Source organism: Thermodesulfobacteriota bacterium (genome assembly GCA_040755095.1).
In the GTDB taxonomy this organism is placed as follows: Bacteria; Desulfobacterota; Desulfobulbia; order Desulfobulbales; family JBFMBH01; genus JBFMBH01.
Window position 1 is genome coordinate 1 of sequence record JBFMBH010000126.1, and the last position, 14,220, is coordinate 14,220.

The following is a 14,220-nucleotide window of genomic DNA, read 5'->3' on the forward strand; positions in this document are numbered from 1 at the left end:
TCCCGGAGCAAGGATGGAGCCACAGCACAAGGCGCTCATGGTAGCACGCTCCCCGGCGGCCGGCCAGGGGATTTCTCCCCGGCAGGCGACCGCCTCGTGCTGCCGGCCGGTAGCCCGTTGACACTGTTCCGGCCCCGAGCGTATAGTGGGCCTTCTTTCTGCCGCCCGGCTGGGCGGCCTGGAGCCAAGGAGCTTCGCCGTCTCCCGCATGCAACGCAGCCGATCCCCCTTCCTTCATCGCGGCCTTGGCCTTCTGGCGCTTCTGCTCGCCGCCCTCTTGGCCGCTTGCAGCCAGGTCTCCTTCCGCTCGCCCGCGGCCGAGCCGGCCGCCACCGCCCCGGCCCCGGCGGCGGCGCCGGATACGCTTCGGGTCCAGGAGTTCTTCCTGTCCGCTGGTGACGAGATCCGCATCAGCGTCTTCCGGCACCCGGAGCTGGACCGGGAGGTCAGAATCGGTCCGGATGGCAGCTTCTTCTGTCCCGGGGTGGGCCAGATCGCCGCCGCCGGCCGGAGTCTGGCCGCAGTCCAGGAGGATATCACTGCCGCTCTGGCCCAGCCCCGGCCCCAGCGGATCACCCGGGGCGACGAGGTGGCAGTGCGGGTGTGGCGCCAGGACGACCTGGCCACCAAGGCGGTGGTGGCCAGCGACGGCACCCTGGCCATGCCCCTGGTGGGCGGGCTGCCCCTGGCTGGCCGTACCCCGGCCGAGGCGGCGGCCGACCTTCGCCAGGCCTTAAGCCGCTACCTGGTGGACCCCCAGATCAGCGTCGAGATCACCCGCTCCTTCGTGCCGCCGGTCATCGAGGATCCCCAGGTGGGGGTGGAGGTGCTGCGCTATACCGGCCAGAAGATCTTTGTGCTGGGCGAGGTGACGCGCCCCGGTGTCTTCCTCCTGGAGGGCGAGACCCGGCTGCTCCAGGCCCTGGCCATGGCCGGCGGCCCGACCCCGGATGGCGAGCTGGCCAATGTCGCCCTGCTCAAGGCCGGAGGCCAGGAGCCGCCGCAGCTGGTGGATCTGGCCCGGGCCCTCGCCGCCAACGACCAGACCGCCAATCCGGTGCTCGGCCGGGGCGACATCGTCTACGTGCCCACCAGCACGGTGGCCGACGTGGACCGCTTCTTCCAGCATCTGTACTTCATCCTCCGGCCGGTGGTGGAGGTGGAGTCCGGCATCTGGCTGGGCCAGAACATCGAGGCCGGTGCCCGGCGCTCCACCAGCTCGGTGGCCCGCTGACCCAGGACGCCCATGGAGATCCTCACCCGGGACCAGCTGGTCACGAGCTTCCTCTACGCCCTCTGCAACCGCAAGCTGCTCATGGCCATGAGCTTTCTTGCGGTGCTGTTCATGGCCCTGTTCCTGGGCTATCTGGTCACCCCTTCGTGGACCGCCACCACCCTGCTCATGGTCCAGGCCAACCCCCGCACCCGTCTGGCCCCCTTTGCCGAGGGGGTGCAGTCCAGCCCGCCCACCACCGCCGCCTCCTATGCCCAGAGCCTGGCCATGCTTATGAATGGCCGGGCCATGGCCTACGAGATGGTGCGTACCTTCGGCCTGGACGAGCGCAAGCGGCAGAAGGCCCAGGAGCCGGCCAACCTGCGGGAGCGGCTCAAGATGGGCCTGGTCAAGGCCATGACCTTCCCCATCGTCATCCTGCAGAGCCTGGGGATCTTACAGAAGCCGCCGGTGGACTGGGTGGACAAGGCAGCCGAGGATTTCCGCTCCGGCTTCGGCGCCTGGACCGATATCAAGGTCGTGGAAGGCACCGAGGTCATCAGCCTGGCGATCAGGGGCGAGAGCCCGGAACTGGCCACAGCGGTGGCCAACACCATGGCCCGCCGGGCCGGCGAGATCCTGGTGCAGCTGGCGGCCAAGGCCAGCCGCACCACCTATGAGACCTACCTGGCGGAGCAGGAGGAGGCGGAGGCCAAGCTGGCGGCCGCCGAGGCCCAGCTCCGGCAGTTCAAGGAGGCCAACCAGGGGGTATCCCTGCCGGACGCCATCCGCCTCAAGAACGAGGAGTTCGAGTCGGTGCGCCAGAGCCGCGCCCGGGCGGCCTCGGAGCGGGAGGTGCTGGCCCGGCTGCTGGACGACCTGGAGCGCCGGCCCCGGGGCATCGCCGAGGAGCTGGTGTCGTCGCCGGCCCTGGCCGCCAACGCCATGATCCAGGACCTGAAAGCGGCCCTGGCCGCCAAACAGGTGCGCCTGGCCGCCCTCCTGAACGAGAAGACCCCCGACCACCCGGACGTGGTCAACCTCCGCTCCGAGATCGCCCAGCAGGAGCGGGAGCTCATGAAGGAGATCGGCCACACCCTGGCCACCATGGACGTCCAGATCACCACCCTGGACAAGGAGAGCCGCCGCCTGGAGTCCGAGCTGATGAAGCTGCCGGCCCGGGAGCTGACCCTGGCCCGCCTGACCAGCCAGGTGCAGCTCTACCAGGAGCTGTTCCGGGGCCTGCAGGCCAAGAGCGAGGAGCTGCGGGTGGCCTCCCAGTCCGGTCTGGCGGATGCGAGCCTCATGGTTCTGGACGAGGCCTATGTCTCACCCCTGGGGGAGAAGGATTCCCCCAACTGGGGGATCATCATCCTGGTCGGCCTGTTCTTCGCGACGGTGGTGGCGGTGGGCACGGCCTTCTTCGTGGAATACTGGCGGGACCCGGTGAAGGGCCGCGCCGATCTGGAGAGCTGCGGCATCCCGGTCCTGGGGGTGGTGCCGCGGCTGAAGGGTTGAGGCCGGGCATGGGCAAGCGGCAGATGACCAGGGTGCCGGAGGGCTGCCGGGAGGCGGCGGTGGGGCTGCTGGTGGCCGCGGCCCAGGTCAGGCCGCCGGCGGTCTTCCTCATCACCAGCCCTGGCGCCCGGGAAGGGCGGACCTTCATGGCCGGCCAGCTGGCCCGGATCCTGGCCGCCGAGGGCCAGCGTACCGCCCTGGTCAGCCACCACCCGGCCGGTGATGACGGCCCCAGCCTGGCCGCCGTCTGCCAGGGCCAGCAGACAGTCGCCTGGCTCCCCGGCGTGCCGACGCTGCTGGCGCTCCCCGATCCCCACGCCGGCTTCCTGTACCAGCCGCCGGGCCCCAAGGCCTGGCTGCCCGAGGCCCAGATTCTCATCATCGATGGCCTGCCGGTCCGGCACGTCTTCTGCCGCACCCTGGCCCCCCTGGTGGACGGCGTCGTACTGGTTACCGACACCCGTCATGCCCGCCTGACCGCGGTGCGGCAGGCGGCGGCCGCCATCGGCCAGCAGGGTGGCAAGCTCCTGGGGGTGGTTCTGAACCGCCACCGCTCGCCGCTGCCCTCCTTCCTCCGCTTCCTGCATGACGTCTAGGCCGCCCGGTGCCACCGGCCGCCGGCTGGTCCGGGCCACCGCCGTGCTGTTCGCGGCCCGGGTGGCGAGCCTCCTCCTGGCCCTGGGGCAGGTGGTGCTCCTGGCCCAGAGGTTCGGCACCTCGGCCGCCACCGACGCCTTTCTGGTGGCGGAGACCGTCCATTTCTTCTTCCTGGGGGTGGTGGAGCAGAACCTCAACATGGTCTTTGTGCCGGTCTTCGTCCGCTACCGGGAGGAGGGGGACGAAGAGTCGGCCTGGTTCGTGGCCAACACCCTGCTCTCTGCCGCCATCCTCTTCCTCGGCCTCTTCGCCCTGGCCCTGGTCCTCTTCGCCCCGGCCCTGACCACCCTCCTGGCCCCGGGCTTCAGCGGCGAGCAAAGGGAGCTTGCCATCCACCTCATGCGGCTCATGGCGCCCCTGTCCCTGGTCATGCTGGCCGGCGCCTTCTTCTCTACCCTGGCCTTTGCCTGCGACCGCTTCGCCCTGCCGGCCGCCACCTCGGTGTTGGCCGCCCTCGGCGGGCCGGCCGCCCTCCTCTTCGCCACCGACTTCTTCGGCATCGACGCCCTGGCCGTGGGGCTCCTGCTCGGCCATCTGGCCCGGCTGGCCGTCCTCTTCCTGACCTGCCCGGAGCGGCACCGGCTGCGCTGGTCCCTGGCCCTGTCCCATCCCGGCGTCCGCCAGCTGGGCCGCATGGCCGGCCCCCGCTTCCTGGCCGTTTCCCTCATCCAGGTCAACTTCATGGTGGATCGCTACTTCGCCTCCTACCTGGGACCGGGCTCTATCGCGGCCCTGGCCTTCGGCACCAAGGCGGTGACCGCGCCGGTGAAGCTGGTGGTCGGCTCCATCGGCCGGGCCTTCATGCCCACCCTGTCCCGCCTGGCGGCCCGCCGGGAGCTGGCGCGGATCCGCGACCTTTTGACCGGCGGCACCCGGCACCTGGCCATCATCCTGGTGCCGGCCATCGTCTTTCTGGCCGTCTTCCGGGAAGACCTTCTGGTGCTCTTCTTCCAGCGGGGCGCCTTCCGGGTGGAGTCTACCCAGCTCACCGCCCAGGCGGTGCTCTTCTACAGCCTGGGCCTTTTTTCCTACTTCCTCAACCCGATGCTGGACGGCACCTTCTTCTCCCTGCACAACTCCATGGCCCCGCTGAAGGTGGCCCTGTTCGCCTCCCTGCTCAATGTGGCGCTGGATGCCCTCCTGGTGCGGCCCCTGGGCCTTGGCGGCATCGCGCTCGCCACCTCCCTGGTGGTGACCGTGAACACCATCGGCCTGTGGTGGGCCATCCAGAAGGAGGTGGGCCGCCTGGCCGGCCGGCCGGTGCTCCGCTCCCTGGCTGCCACCGCCCTCGCCGCCCTGGCCATGGGCCTGGCCTTCCGCTGGCTGGACCCCTGGCTGCTCGCCCGCGGGCTCACCGCCCGCCTGCCCCGGCTGCTGGTGGATGCCGGCGCCGGAGGGCTGGTCTACTTCGGACTGCAGGCGCTCGGCAACCGCACCAGCCTGGGAGAGCTGGCCCGGCTCTTCCGCCGACGCCAGGGAAACGGCCCCCTCTAGCCCTGTTCGTACCCGCGCAGCTTTTTGCGGACAAAATCGAGAAACTCTCGGAGGGCAAGAAGGGGATCGTTCGGCAGGTGACTTTCCTTCACCTCCGCATCGGATCCGTCATGGAAGTGCCTGGGGAAGGTGGCCAGGTGCGGATGATCAGGGGCATTGTCGTGACGGAACAGGAGACCTCGGCGGGCGCGTTGTTCCCAGTGATAGGAGTACCGTTTCCGGTCGGGACTCAGCCAGACATCAATCATGGTGCCATCGATGACGAAGAGGCGCACCTTGAGGGGGACTCCAGCACGCCGCGCGCGCGGCTCCGCACGTATGATGATGTCACCGTGCTCGGCCAGCGCCAGCTCTGCCAATTGGGCGTACATCAGTCGGCCCTGGCTTGCCAGCTCAGCAACCGGTCACGGTAAGCTTCGAGGTTCTGCCATTCGATCAGCTCCTCCCAGGCCGGATGGCTGCAGATCTGCCCCCGTTCGATCCTGGCCGCCAGCTCGGCGGACGTGTGCACGCCATAGCGGTCCGCCAAGTCAGCGATGTCCATCTCCACGGCTCGCCGTTCGCGGTCCAGGAAGGCGGCGATACCGCGGTTGATGATGTCTGCCGGAGAAATGCGAAGATCCTCGGCCAGCTGCTCCAGGGCAATCGCCATACGTCCTCCCGGGGTGAGACTGATTCTCACCCTGGTCTAGAGATACCCCAGCTCCTCCAGGCGCTGCTCCAGGTCGGCCTTGTCGGCGGCGGTGTAGGCGGGGCGGCCGCCGGTGCCTCCCTGGCCGCCGGTGGCGGCCTCGGAGCGGGGCGGGTGGGCGGTCCGGAAGGCGGGGGTGAGGGCTTCCGTGATGATGCGGCCATCCATGTCGTCGGGGCAGGGCAGGTCCAGGAGGTGGAGGATGGTGGGGGCCACGTCGGTGATGGCGGCCCCTGTCAACCGGCCGCCGGCCTGGATCGGGCTGCCGGCCAGCATCAGGATGCCGTCCATGCGGTGGGTGCCGGAGCCGTGCTGCCAGAGCCGGACCGGGAAGCGTTCCGGCCGGGGTTGGACATCGGCCACGTACTCGCCGTCCTGGAAGGCCACCACCAGGTCCGGCGCCTCATCAAGGAAAGGACCGGCGTAGATCTCCTCCCGCCGCAGCAGGGTGGTGGCCAGCCGCCGGCCGTCCGGGCCGGTGAGCTGCGCCAGGAGGGTGGCCACCTCCTCGCGCACCGCCTCGTAGTCCGCCCCCGGCTCGACGATGCCCTGGGCCTGCCGGCCCCGCAGGTTGATGTAGATCCCCTGCTCCGAGTTGGAGACGGCGTAGGCCCGGGTGCGGGACCAGTCGACGCAGTCCAGGAAGGCGTAGTTGGACAACCGGCGGGGCCTTTTCACCAGCCGGGGCATGATGCGGCCCCAGAGGTCGAAGGCATCCAGGCGGCGGATCAGGGCGTGGAGGCCGGCCTTGGCGCCCCGCTGCCGGCGCAAGGCCGCCAGCCGCTCCGGGTGGAAGACCAGGAGGCCGGCCTCGGCCAGGATGGTGTTGAGGCTGATCTTGCCAGCCAGGGGGCCGAAGCCGTGGTCAGAGAGGATGACGAGGCTGGTGCCGGCGTCCAGGCCCGCGGCCACCTCGCCAATGAAGGCGTCGATGGCCTGGTAGCAGCCGATGAGCCCGGCTTTCACCCGCTCCTGCCGGCGGTTGGCCGGGGCAGCGGTCAGAAGGTGCCACAGGGAGTGCTGGATGCGGTCCGTGCTGGTGAAGACCGCCAGGAAGAGATCGGCAGGATAGCGGCCCATGAGGAAGCGGCAGGCCTTGACCCGCTCGTCGACGCAGTGGCGGAGCCGGGCCACCAGCTCTGCCTGGCGATGCTCGAACCGCTCCCAGCCCACATCCCGGACATAGTCGATGTTGGCCGCGGCCAGCTGCTCGCCGAGATCCGGCGGGAACATGATGTCCGTGGCGGTATTGGGGGTGAGCATGCCGGCGATGGCGCAGCCGGCCACCGGCGGCAGGGGATAGGTGAGGGGGACGTTGACGCTGGAGACCTTGCGGCCGTGCCGGGCCAGGATGGTGAAGAGGGTCTCGCTCCTGATCGAGGCGTGGCTGACCACCCCGACCCCGGTCCCTGCCGGGGTCGGCCGCACGAAGTCGTAAACCCCGTGCCTGCCGGGCCCCTTGCCGGTCATGAACGAGACCCAGGCCGGGCCGGTGACCGGCGGCACCGTGGAGCGCAACGGCCCCCGGCTTCCGGTTGCGGCCAGCCGGGCCAGGTGGGGCAGGGTGCCGTCCGCCATCCAGGGGTCGAGGAGGGCGAAGGTGCCGCCATCAAGGCCGAGAACGATGACCCGGGGCCGGTCGCTCACCGGGACCTCCCTGGCCGCTGTGCGGCCTTGGCGCCGGGTTGAAAACCTTTGCATTCATGCCAGGATTGGCCCATAAATAGGTTCTCGCCTCCTGGCCGGCCAGGCGGCCGGACCTTGGGGCAGTATGCCGGCTGGCCCAGGCGGTGTCAAGGCGGGCCAGCCGTACCGGCAGGCGGTCCCATTCCCCTGGTCGCTCTTCCGCAGCCTTCTCTTGCATGAGCATCCTGTACCGACTCGCCACCCCGGCCGATGCCGCGCTCCTGTCCGATTTCCATGGCCAGGCTTGCCAGGCGGTGCTGCCGCCGGCATTCTGGCAGTGGAAGTATTTCGACAACCCGGCCGGTCCCGGCTTCCTGGTGCTGGCCCTGGAGGACGGGCGGCCGGTGGGCCGCAACGGCGTCTATGCCCAGCGCTTCCTGGTCAACGGCCAGGAGCTGGCCGCCGGCCAGGTGGCGGATATCGATCTTCTGGAGCCGTCCCGGCGGGGCGGCGTCTACCTGGGGCTCGCCCGCTTCCTGCGGGCCGCCATGGCCGAGCACCGGCTCCCTTTCCTGTGCGCCGTGGCGGTGGAGGCCACCCGGGAGCTTTCCACCCGGGTGCTGGGCTGGCGCCTGGTGGGGCCGGTGGACCGCTGGATCCGGCCCCTCGATCCCCTGGCCTTCCTGGGCCGGCGGCTGGGCCTGGCAGCCGGCACCCTGAGCCTGGCGTCTCTTGTCCGCCGGCTGCCGAGCCGGCTGCCCGCCGGGGTGCGGCGGCTGGATCTGGCCGAGCTGGCCGGGGTGGGGGACGCCCTCTGGCCGCAGCTCCGGCGGCGGCCGGTCATGGCGGTCAAGGATGGCCAGCACCTGGACTGGCGCTACCGCCGCTGCCCGGTGGTCTCCTACCAGGCCCTGGTGGCGGAGCAGAACGGCCGGCCGGCCGGCCTCGCCATCTTCCACCTGGTCGAAAAGGAGCGCCTGGTGTATGGCATCGTCAGTGAGCTCCTGGTGGCGGAGGATGACCTGGCCATCGCCCGGCGGCTCCTGGCTGGCGCCCAACAGGAGCTGGCCCGCCAGGGGGCGGCCAGCCTGGTGGCCTGGCTGCCCGGCCACGATCCCCTGGCCGCCGGCCTGCGGCGCCAGGGCTGGCGGCCTCGGCCCACCCCCCACTACTGGCTGGTCTACGGCGGCGGGCCGCCGGTGGCTCCGGACGATCTCACCGCACCGGCGGCCTGGACCTACAGCCTGGGCGACAGCGACTACTGGATGATCCCCCGCCAGCGATGAGCCTCCGCTCCCCTGGCCCGATCCTGGGCTATCACGGCATCGGCGGTCCGGATTCGTTCCTGACCGTGCGTGAAGACGACTTCGCCTGGCAGATGGCCTACCTGGCCCGCCGGGGCTTCCGGGTCCTGACCCTGTCCCAGTGGGCTCAGAAGTGGCGGCAGGGGATGGGACCGGGCGGGCGGGCGGTGGTCATCACCTTTGACGACGGCCTGGCCTCGGTCTGGGAGCGGGCGGCGCCGATCCTGGAGCGCCACGGCTTTTGCGCCACGGTCTTTCCGGTCACCGGCTATCTGGGTAAGCACAACGACTGGGAGGGCCGGGGCCCGGCGCCGGCCCTGCCCCTCATGAGCTGGGCCGAGATCCGGGCCCTGGCCCGGGACGGCCATGAGCTGGCGCCCCACAGCCACAGCCACCCCCGGCTGCCGGAGCTGCCGGAGGCGGCCCAGGCAGACGAGATCGCCTGCTGCCGCCGGCTGCTGGAAGAACGGCTGGGCCGGCCGGTGCCGCCCCTCTTCTGCTACCCGCACGGCCGCTATGACACGCGCACCACGGCGGTGCTGCGGCGCCTGGGCTTCGAGGGGGCGGTCACCACCGCCCTGGGCTGGAACCCGCCCGGCCAGGACCCCCTGGCCTGGGGCCGGATCGTCAGCCGCTGGTTCCGGCGGCATCGCCTCCTGTTTGCCCTCTTCCTGGAGGGCTTCGGCTCCCGCTTCCTCCTGGGCCTGGCCCGGCATCATGCCCGGCGCCGCCAGCGGCCGGCGGGGGGATAAGCCCATGCTGCCGGTCTCCGTCATCATCATCACCCGCAACCGGGCGCCGATTCTGCTGCGCCACCTGGCCTTTCTCCACCAGAGCCGGGAAGCCTTCACCGAGATCCTGGTGGTGGACAACGCCTCCGAGGATGGCACCCCGGAGGCGGTGGCCCAGGCCTTTCCGGAGGTGCGGATCATCCGGCTGCCGGAGAACCAGGGGATCATGGCGCCCCGCAATATCGGCGCCGTCAATGCCACGAGCCCCTACCTCTTCTTCCTCGACGACGACGGCTGCTTCCACCTGCCGGCCCTGCCGGCCATGGTGGCAAAGCTGGACGCCGAGCCGGCGGTGGGCGCGGTGGGCGGCCGGGTGGTGAACCTGCCGGCGGCCCAGGTCTTCGACCTGCCCATGGCGCCGTATCTGCCGGACGTACCCTCCTTCCGCCAGAGCTTCCGCTTCCGGGGCGGCAACGTCGTCATCCGCAAGGCGGCCCTCTTGGCGGCCGGCCTGTTCCCGGCCCGCTTCTTCTACGGCGGCGAGGAGCGGGACCTCACCTACCGTCTCTGGCGGCTGGGGTACTCGGTCCTGATCTACGACGCCGGCGTGCTCCTGCACCAGAAAGGGGTCTTGGCTGCGGCCAACCGGCGCTTCTTCCGCAACCACTACCGGAACCGGCTGTTCATGGCCTGGCGCAGCCTGCCCCTGGAGCGGGCCCTGCAGGAAAGCCTCCTCACCATGGCCGCCGGCCTGGCCGGCAGCCTGGCCACCGGCAACCTGCTCGCGTATCTTGCCGGCCTCCTGGAGGCGGCGGTGGCCCTGCCAGCAGTGCTGGTCCGGGAGCGCCAGCCCTTGAGCCGGGCGCAATACCGGCAGCTCAAGGCCGCCTGTGCCGAGGAGTGGCGGGCGGAAAACCGCCTGGCCGGCCTGTTGCGCAACATTCGCCTGCAGCGGGGCGGCTGAGGCCGCACGGTCATGACGAGTGTCCTGGCCATTCTCGTGCCCTGGCTGGTGCTGGCCGGCGGCCTCCTGGGCCTGGCCACGGTCCTGGGGCTGTCCACCATCACCAGCCCGATTCTGGGCTTGGCCCTCATCCTGGGCCTGGGCTATGTTGCCCTGACGTGCCGCTATCCGGCCCTGGGCATGCGCGCGGCCCTCTTCGTGGTGCCCTTCGAGCGGTTGACCTCGCTCTTTCCGCCGGCGGTGCACGGCTCCTTCAGCCCGCTGTCCTTCATCACCCTGCCCAAGCTCATGCTCCTGGCGGTCACGGCCAGCTGGCTCGGCCGGGCGCTTCTTACCAGGGACGACACCCCGGTGCGCACCTTCTTCGACGGCTGGGCGCCCCGGCTGGTGGCACTCTTTGCCCTGACCACCGTCCTGTCCATGCCCATGGCCCGGGGGCTGGGCGGCTTCATCGCCTACGAGGTGCGCCTGGTATCCGGCATGATCTTCTTCTTCCTGGTTCTGAACCTCACCGAAACCCGGGAGGATCTGGCCAGCACGGTGCGGGTGATCGCGGCCAGCTACTTCTTTGTCGGCCTGGTCGGGGTCTTCGAGGCGATCACCCGCCAGCACCTCCTCACGGTGCTGGGCTTTCCCATGCCGGAGCTGCCCTACACCATGACCAGCGAGCGCTTCCGGATCGCCGGCCCGTCGGGGGATCCGGATTTCTTCGCCATCTCCATCATCCTGGGGCTGATCGCCACCCTGGGCGCCTGGCGCCTGGCCCGGAGCCGGCCGGCCCGGCTCCTGTACCTGCTCATGCTGGTGGTGTTCATCTTCGACATCTTTGCCACCGGCTCCCGGGGTGCCGCCCTTTGTCTCGGGCTCGCCATGGGCTTTTTCTGGCTGGGGCTGGAGATGCGGCACAAGTGGCTGGTGGCGGTTCTCATCCTGGCCGCTCTGGGTCTGGGCTTCGGAGCGTACACCCTCTTTTTTTCCGATCTCACGGTCAGCCGCTATCTGGGCGAGTCCGGCCAGAAGAGCCTCTTCTACCGCTGGGGCTGGGCCAAGATGTGCTGGGAGATCGTCAAAGACAGCCCTGTCTTCGGCATCGGCACCTCGAATTTCAAGGAGGTCTACCACATCTACGCGGATCCCCTGGTGGCCCGGGAGGCCCAGGTGGGGCAGAACACCTATGCCCAGCTGGCGGCCGAGAACGGCCTGCCCTGCCTGGCCGTCTATGTGGCGGTCTATGGGCGCTGCGGCCTGGCCGCCTGGCAGGCGCGGTGCCGGAGCCGCGACCGGCGGTTCCGTCACCTGGCCTTGAGCCTGGCGGCCATCATCCTCGCTTTTGCCATCTTCGCTGCCACGCTCTACACCGTGGCCTCGGAGATCAACTGGATGGTCTTTGCCTTGGGGGTGGTGGCATGGCGTCTGGCACGGGACGAAGAGGGAGCAGGAGGTGTGGCATGAGGCCAGCGGCGCTTCTTGTCGTGCTGGCGGCTCTGGCCTGGGCACTGCCGGCCCTGGCCGGCGGCCTGGACCGGCCGTTGGTGGTGGATTTCGGCGTCGAGGCGAGTGGCCCGGAGGAGGTCGCAGCCGGCAAGCGGGTCCGGAAGGCGGTGCCGGAGCTGGGCATCCGCTGGACCCAGCTCGTCAACCTGGACTGGGAGAGGTTCGAGCCGGTGCCCACCCAGGGCGATCCCTCCCGCTACCAGTGGAAGACCCTGGACGACCACGTGCGGGGTCTCCAGGAGCTGGGTCTGGACGCGGTGTTTCTCCTGGCGCCTACGGCCCAGCTGACCGCGGAGCCGAGCGGGCTGGCTAGCGCCGGGGGAGGCTTGCCAGCGGCCCAGAGCCTGCCGGCCTGGGAGCGCTTTCTGGCGGCGGCCTTCGACCGCTACAACCACGACGGCGCGGGCGACATGCCGGGCCTGACCCGGCCGTTTGCCACCTGGCAGGTCGGCCGCCCGCCTGCCGCGCCCCAGCTGGCGCTGCTGCAGGCCGCCCAACGGGCGAAGGCGCGGGTGGGCCCGGGCATCACCATCGTCCTGGCCGCAGCCCGGGACGAGGGGCTCCGGGAGGTCCTCCGGCACCCCGAGCTGTTCGATGCGGTGGACCTGGGGCCAGGGGACGGCCGGGGCTTCGATCCCGGGGTCCTCGCCGGCAGCGTGGCCTGGCTCCGGCAGGAGATGGCAAAAAACGGTTACGCCAAGCCCATCTGGTGCCTGGACTGGACCACCGCCCTCCCCGACCCGGCGCTCGCCGGTGAGACCGGCCAGGCCGAGGAGGTCGTGCGCCTCGTCACCACCATGGTGGCCACCGGCGTCTCCCGGAGCCTCTACGGCCAGCTGCTGGATCCGCCGGACCTCGCCGGCGGGCCGCAGGGCACCGGCCTGTTGCGGCCGGCCAGCGGCGCGGCGACCCTCCCTACGCCCAAGCCCGCCTTTCAGGTGCTCACCCATCTGGAAGAGCTCCTGGCCGGCGAGATCAAGTGGGTGGACGACCTGTCGCCCGGACCCGGGGTCCACGCCTGGCGGTTCGTCAAGGCCCGGGAGGACATCATCGTGCTCTGGGCCGACGAGCCCCTGACCCCGGAAGACCGGCAGGCCATCGCCGGCCGCCTGCCCAGGAAGGCCCGCTTCCGGGTCTTCGATCCCCTGTCCGGCTCCACGGGCAATGCCCTCAATGCCTTGCCATCGGAGATCGGCCGGCAGCCGGTGATCCTGGTCACCGGCGCCTGAGTGAAGACCAGACAGGGTGGTCTGGTATAGGTCCTACAGGTCCTATCGGTCTTATAGGACCTATAAAACCCACGCCCCACCACCCTGCCGGTGAGCCCTGCCGCCTGCCGCCCCAACGGAGGAGAACATGCCTGCCCGCCACCGCCTTGCCGGAATCCTTGTGGCCCTTGTCCTGCTTCTGCCCGGCTGCGGGCGCCAGACCGAGGAGGCGAAGGCCCCGTTGCCGGCGCCGGCCCCGGGCGCGGCCCCGGAGGCGCCGGCCCCGGCGCCACTCGGCCGCAAGGAGCTGCTGGCCCGCTACGGCAACCTGCCCTTCCAGATCCTCGACATCAGCGAGCAGCAGTTCCGGAACGCCCCGGCCCTGGGCATCACCCTTTCGGCGCCGGTGGACGTCACCCGGGATTTTCAGCCCCAGCTGCGGGTGCTCGATGACCGGCAACAGGTGGTGGACGGCGCCTGGATCGCCGATGAGCGGGGGCTGCACCTCTATTTCCGCAACATCGATCCCAGGCGGACCTACCAGGTCAAGGTGGCGGACGGGCTCACCGATGCCCTGGGCCGGACCCTGGCGGCCGACACCGGACGGGAGGAGACGGTCAGGACGCGGGATCTCACGGCCTTGGCCGTCTTTGCCGGCACCGGCATGGTGCTGCCGGCCGAGCTCGACCGGGGCCTGCCGGTGGAGGCGGTGAACGTGGCCGAGGTGGACGTGGATTTCCACCGCATCCCACCGGAGCGTATCCCGGCCTTCCTGGGCCGCTACCGGAACGGGGACTACGACACCTGGGACCTGGAGCGGTTCCGGGACGAGAAGGACATCCCGGCCTCCTGGGACGAGGAGTGGCGCCGGGAGCTCATCGGCCCTTTCCTCAACCTGGTCTATAGCGGCCGCTTCCAGCTGGGGGGGGAGCGCAATGCCCGGGTCCGCAGCTTCCTGCCGGTGGCGGGCATCCCGGCCCTGCGCCAGCCCGGCCTCTACCTGGCGATCATGAAGGGCGCTGGGCACTATCCTTCCCGGTACCAGACCACCACCTTCTTCATCACCGGCCTGGGGCTGCAAGCGCGTCTCTACCGCCAGGAGATCGATGTCGTTGTCTCCTCTCTCCGGACCGGCCAGGCCGTGGCCGGGGTGCGGGTGCAGCTCCTGGACGCCGGCGGCCAGGCCCTGGCCGCGGCGGCCAGCGGCGCGGACGGCCTGGCCAGCTTCTCGCGGCCGGCGGCGGAGCCGGTCCTGGTCCTGGCCCAGTCCGGGGAGGATATTGCCCTGGTGGATCTGCGGCAGCCGGCCCTGGATCTGTC

At 70.5% G+C, this 14,220-nt stretch carries 13 protein-coding genes; 10 read left to right on the plus strand and 3 right to left on the minus strand.

What is annotated here, in order from left to right:
• Positions 1-145 precede the first annotated feature (145 nt).
• Genes AB1634_15745 through murJ form a run of 4 tightly spaced genes read left to right on the plus strand, consistent with a single transcriptional unit; the run spans position 146 to position 4,882 of the window.
• On the plus strand, positions 146-1,234 hold the full coding sequence (locus AB1634_15745) for a polysaccharide biosynthesis/export family protein (GenBank protein ID MEW6220966.1): 1,089 nt from the start codon (positions 146-148) through the stop codon (positions 1,232-1,234).
• Between the two features lie 12 nt (positions 1,235-1,246).
• Complete coding sequence (locus tag AB1634_15750) at positions 1,247-2,731, plus strand: hypothetical protein (GenBank protein ID MEW6220967.1); 1,485 nt, start codon at positions 1,247-1,249, stop codon at positions 2,729-2,731.
• 8 nt (positions 2,732-2,739) lie between these two features.
• Positions 2,740-3,327 carry a hypothetical protein gene (locus tag AB1634_15755; GenBank protein ID MEW6220968.1) on the plus strand — a complete coding sequence of 196 codons (588 nt, stop codon included), beginning with the start codon at positions 2,740-2,742 and terminating at the stop codon, positions 3,325-3,327.
• Complete coding sequence (gene murJ / locus AB1634_15760; GenBank protein MEW6220969.1) at positions 3,317-4,882, plus strand: murein biosynthesis integral membrane protein MurJ; 1,566 nt, start codon at positions 3,317-3,319, stop codon at positions 4,880-4,882. The genes AB1634_15755 and murJ overlap by 11 nt, the downstream gene beginning before the upstream one ends.
• On the opposite strand, the gene AB1634_15765 is transcribed toward murJ, so the two are convergent.
• Genes AB1634_15765 through AB1634_15775 form a run of 3 tightly spaced genes read right to left on the minus strand, consistent with a single transcriptional unit; the run spans position 4,879 to position 7,220 of the window.
• Positions 4,879-5,253, minus strand: coding sequence for a DUF6516 family protein (locus tag AB1634_15765; GenBank protein ID MEW6220970.1), 375 nt, complete (start codon positions 5,251-5,253; stop codon positions 4,879-4,881). The two genes, murJ and AB1634_15765, sit on opposite strands and share 4 nt — an antisense overlap.
• Complete coding sequence (locus AB1634_15770; GenBank protein ID MEW6220971.1) at positions 5,253-5,534, minus strand: hypothetical protein; 282 nt, start codon at positions 5,532-5,534, stop codon at positions 5,253-5,255. Before AB1634_15770 ends, AB1634_15765 begins: the two co-directional genes overlap by 1 nt.
• Before the next feature lie 36 nt (positions 5,535-5,570).
• Positions 5,571-7,220, minus strand: a complete 1,650-nt coding sequence (locus AB1634_15775) for an alkaline phosphatase family protein (protein ID MEW6220972.1) — start codon at positions 7,218-7,220, stop codon at positions 5,571-5,573.
• 215 nt (positions 7,221-7,435) lie between these two features.
• Between AB1634_15775 and AB1634_15780 the strand changes: the two genes are divergently transcribed.
• The 6 genes from AB1634_15780 to AB1634_15805 form a co-directional block, all read left to right on the plus strand.
• On the plus strand, positions 7,436-8,485 hold the full coding sequence (locus AB1634_15780) for a GNAT family N-acetyltransferase (GenBank protein MEW6220973.1): 1,050 nt from the start codon (positions 7,436-7,438) through the stop codon (positions 8,483-8,485).
• Complete coding sequence (locus tag AB1634_15785) at positions 8,482-9,255, plus strand: polysaccharide deacetylase family protein (protein MEW6220974.1); 774 nt, start codon at positions 8,482-8,484, stop codon at positions 9,253-9,255. Before AB1634_15780 ends, AB1634_15785 begins: the two co-directional genes overlap by 4 nt.
• Before the next feature lie 4 nt (positions 9,256-9,259).
• Complete coding sequence (locus tag AB1634_15790) at positions 9,260-10,198, plus strand: glycosyltransferase (GenBank protein MEW6220975.1); 939 nt, start codon at positions 9,260-9,262, stop codon at positions 10,196-10,198.
• A 12-nt stretch (positions 10,199-10,210) separates the two neighbouring features.
• The gene (locus AB1634_15795) at positions 10,211-11,650 is read left to right on the plus strand and encodes an O-antigen ligase family protein (GenBank protein ID MEW6220976.1); all 1,440 of its coding nucleotides are present in this window, start codon (positions 10,211-10,213) and stop codon (positions 11,648-11,650) included.
• Positions 11,647-12,921 (plus strand): hypothetical protein, encoded by a 1,275-nt coding sequence (locus AB1634_15800; protein MEW6220977.1) that lies wholly within the window; start codon positions 11,647-11,649, stop codon positions 12,919-12,921. The genes AB1634_15795 and AB1634_15800 overlap by 4 nt, the downstream gene beginning before the upstream one ends.
• 127 nt (positions 12,922-13,048) lie before the next feature.
• Positions 13,049-14,220 (plus strand): hypothetical protein (locus tag AB1634_15805; GenBank protein ID MEW6220978.1); only part of this gene is annotated, 1,172 nt, incomplete at its 3' end.

Excerpts from the sequence above, each read along its gene's own strand:
- AB1634_15770 (MEW6220971.1), bottom strand. The coding sequence starts at position 5,534 with ATGGCGATTGCCCTGGAGCAGCTGGCCGAGGATCTTCGCATTTCTCCG.
- AB1634_15755 (MEW6220968.1), top strand. The coding sequence starts at position 2,740 with ATGGGCAAGCGGCAGATGACCAGGGTGCCGGAGGGCTGCCGGGAGGCG.
- AB1634_15790 (MEW6220975.1), top strand. The coding sequence starts at position 9,260 with ATGCTGCCGGTCTCCGTCATCATCATCACCCGCAACCGGGCGCCGATT.
- AB1634_15785 (MEW6220974.1), top strand. The coding sequence starts at position 8,482 with ATGAGCCTCCGCTCCCCTGGCCCGATCCTGGGCTATCACGGCATCGGC.
- AB1634_15800 (MEW6220977.1), top strand. The coding sequence starts at position 11,647 with ATGAGGCCAGCGGCGCTTCTTGTCGTGCTGGCGGCTCTGGCCTGGGCA.
- murJ (MEW6220969.1), top strand. The coding sequence starts at position 3,317 with ATGACGTCTAGGCCGCCCGGTGCCACCGGCCGCCGGCTGGTCCGGGCC.
- AB1634_15780 (MEW6220973.1), top strand. The coding sequence starts at position 7,436 with ATGAGCATCCTGTACCGACTCGCCACCCCGGCCGATGCCGCGCTCCTG.
- AB1634_15750 (MEW6220967.1), top strand. The coding sequence starts at position 1,247 with ATGGAGATCCTCACCCGGGACCAGCTGGTCACGAGCTTCCTCTACGCC.
- AB1634_15765 (MEW6220970.1), bottom strand. The coding sequence starts at position 5,253 with ATGTACGCCCAATTGGCAGAGCTGGCGCTGGCCGAGCACGGTGACATC.
- AB1634_15795 (MEW6220976.1), top strand. The coding sequence starts at position 10,211 with ATGACGAGTGTCCTGGCCATTCTCGTGCCCTGGCTGGTGCTGGCCGGC.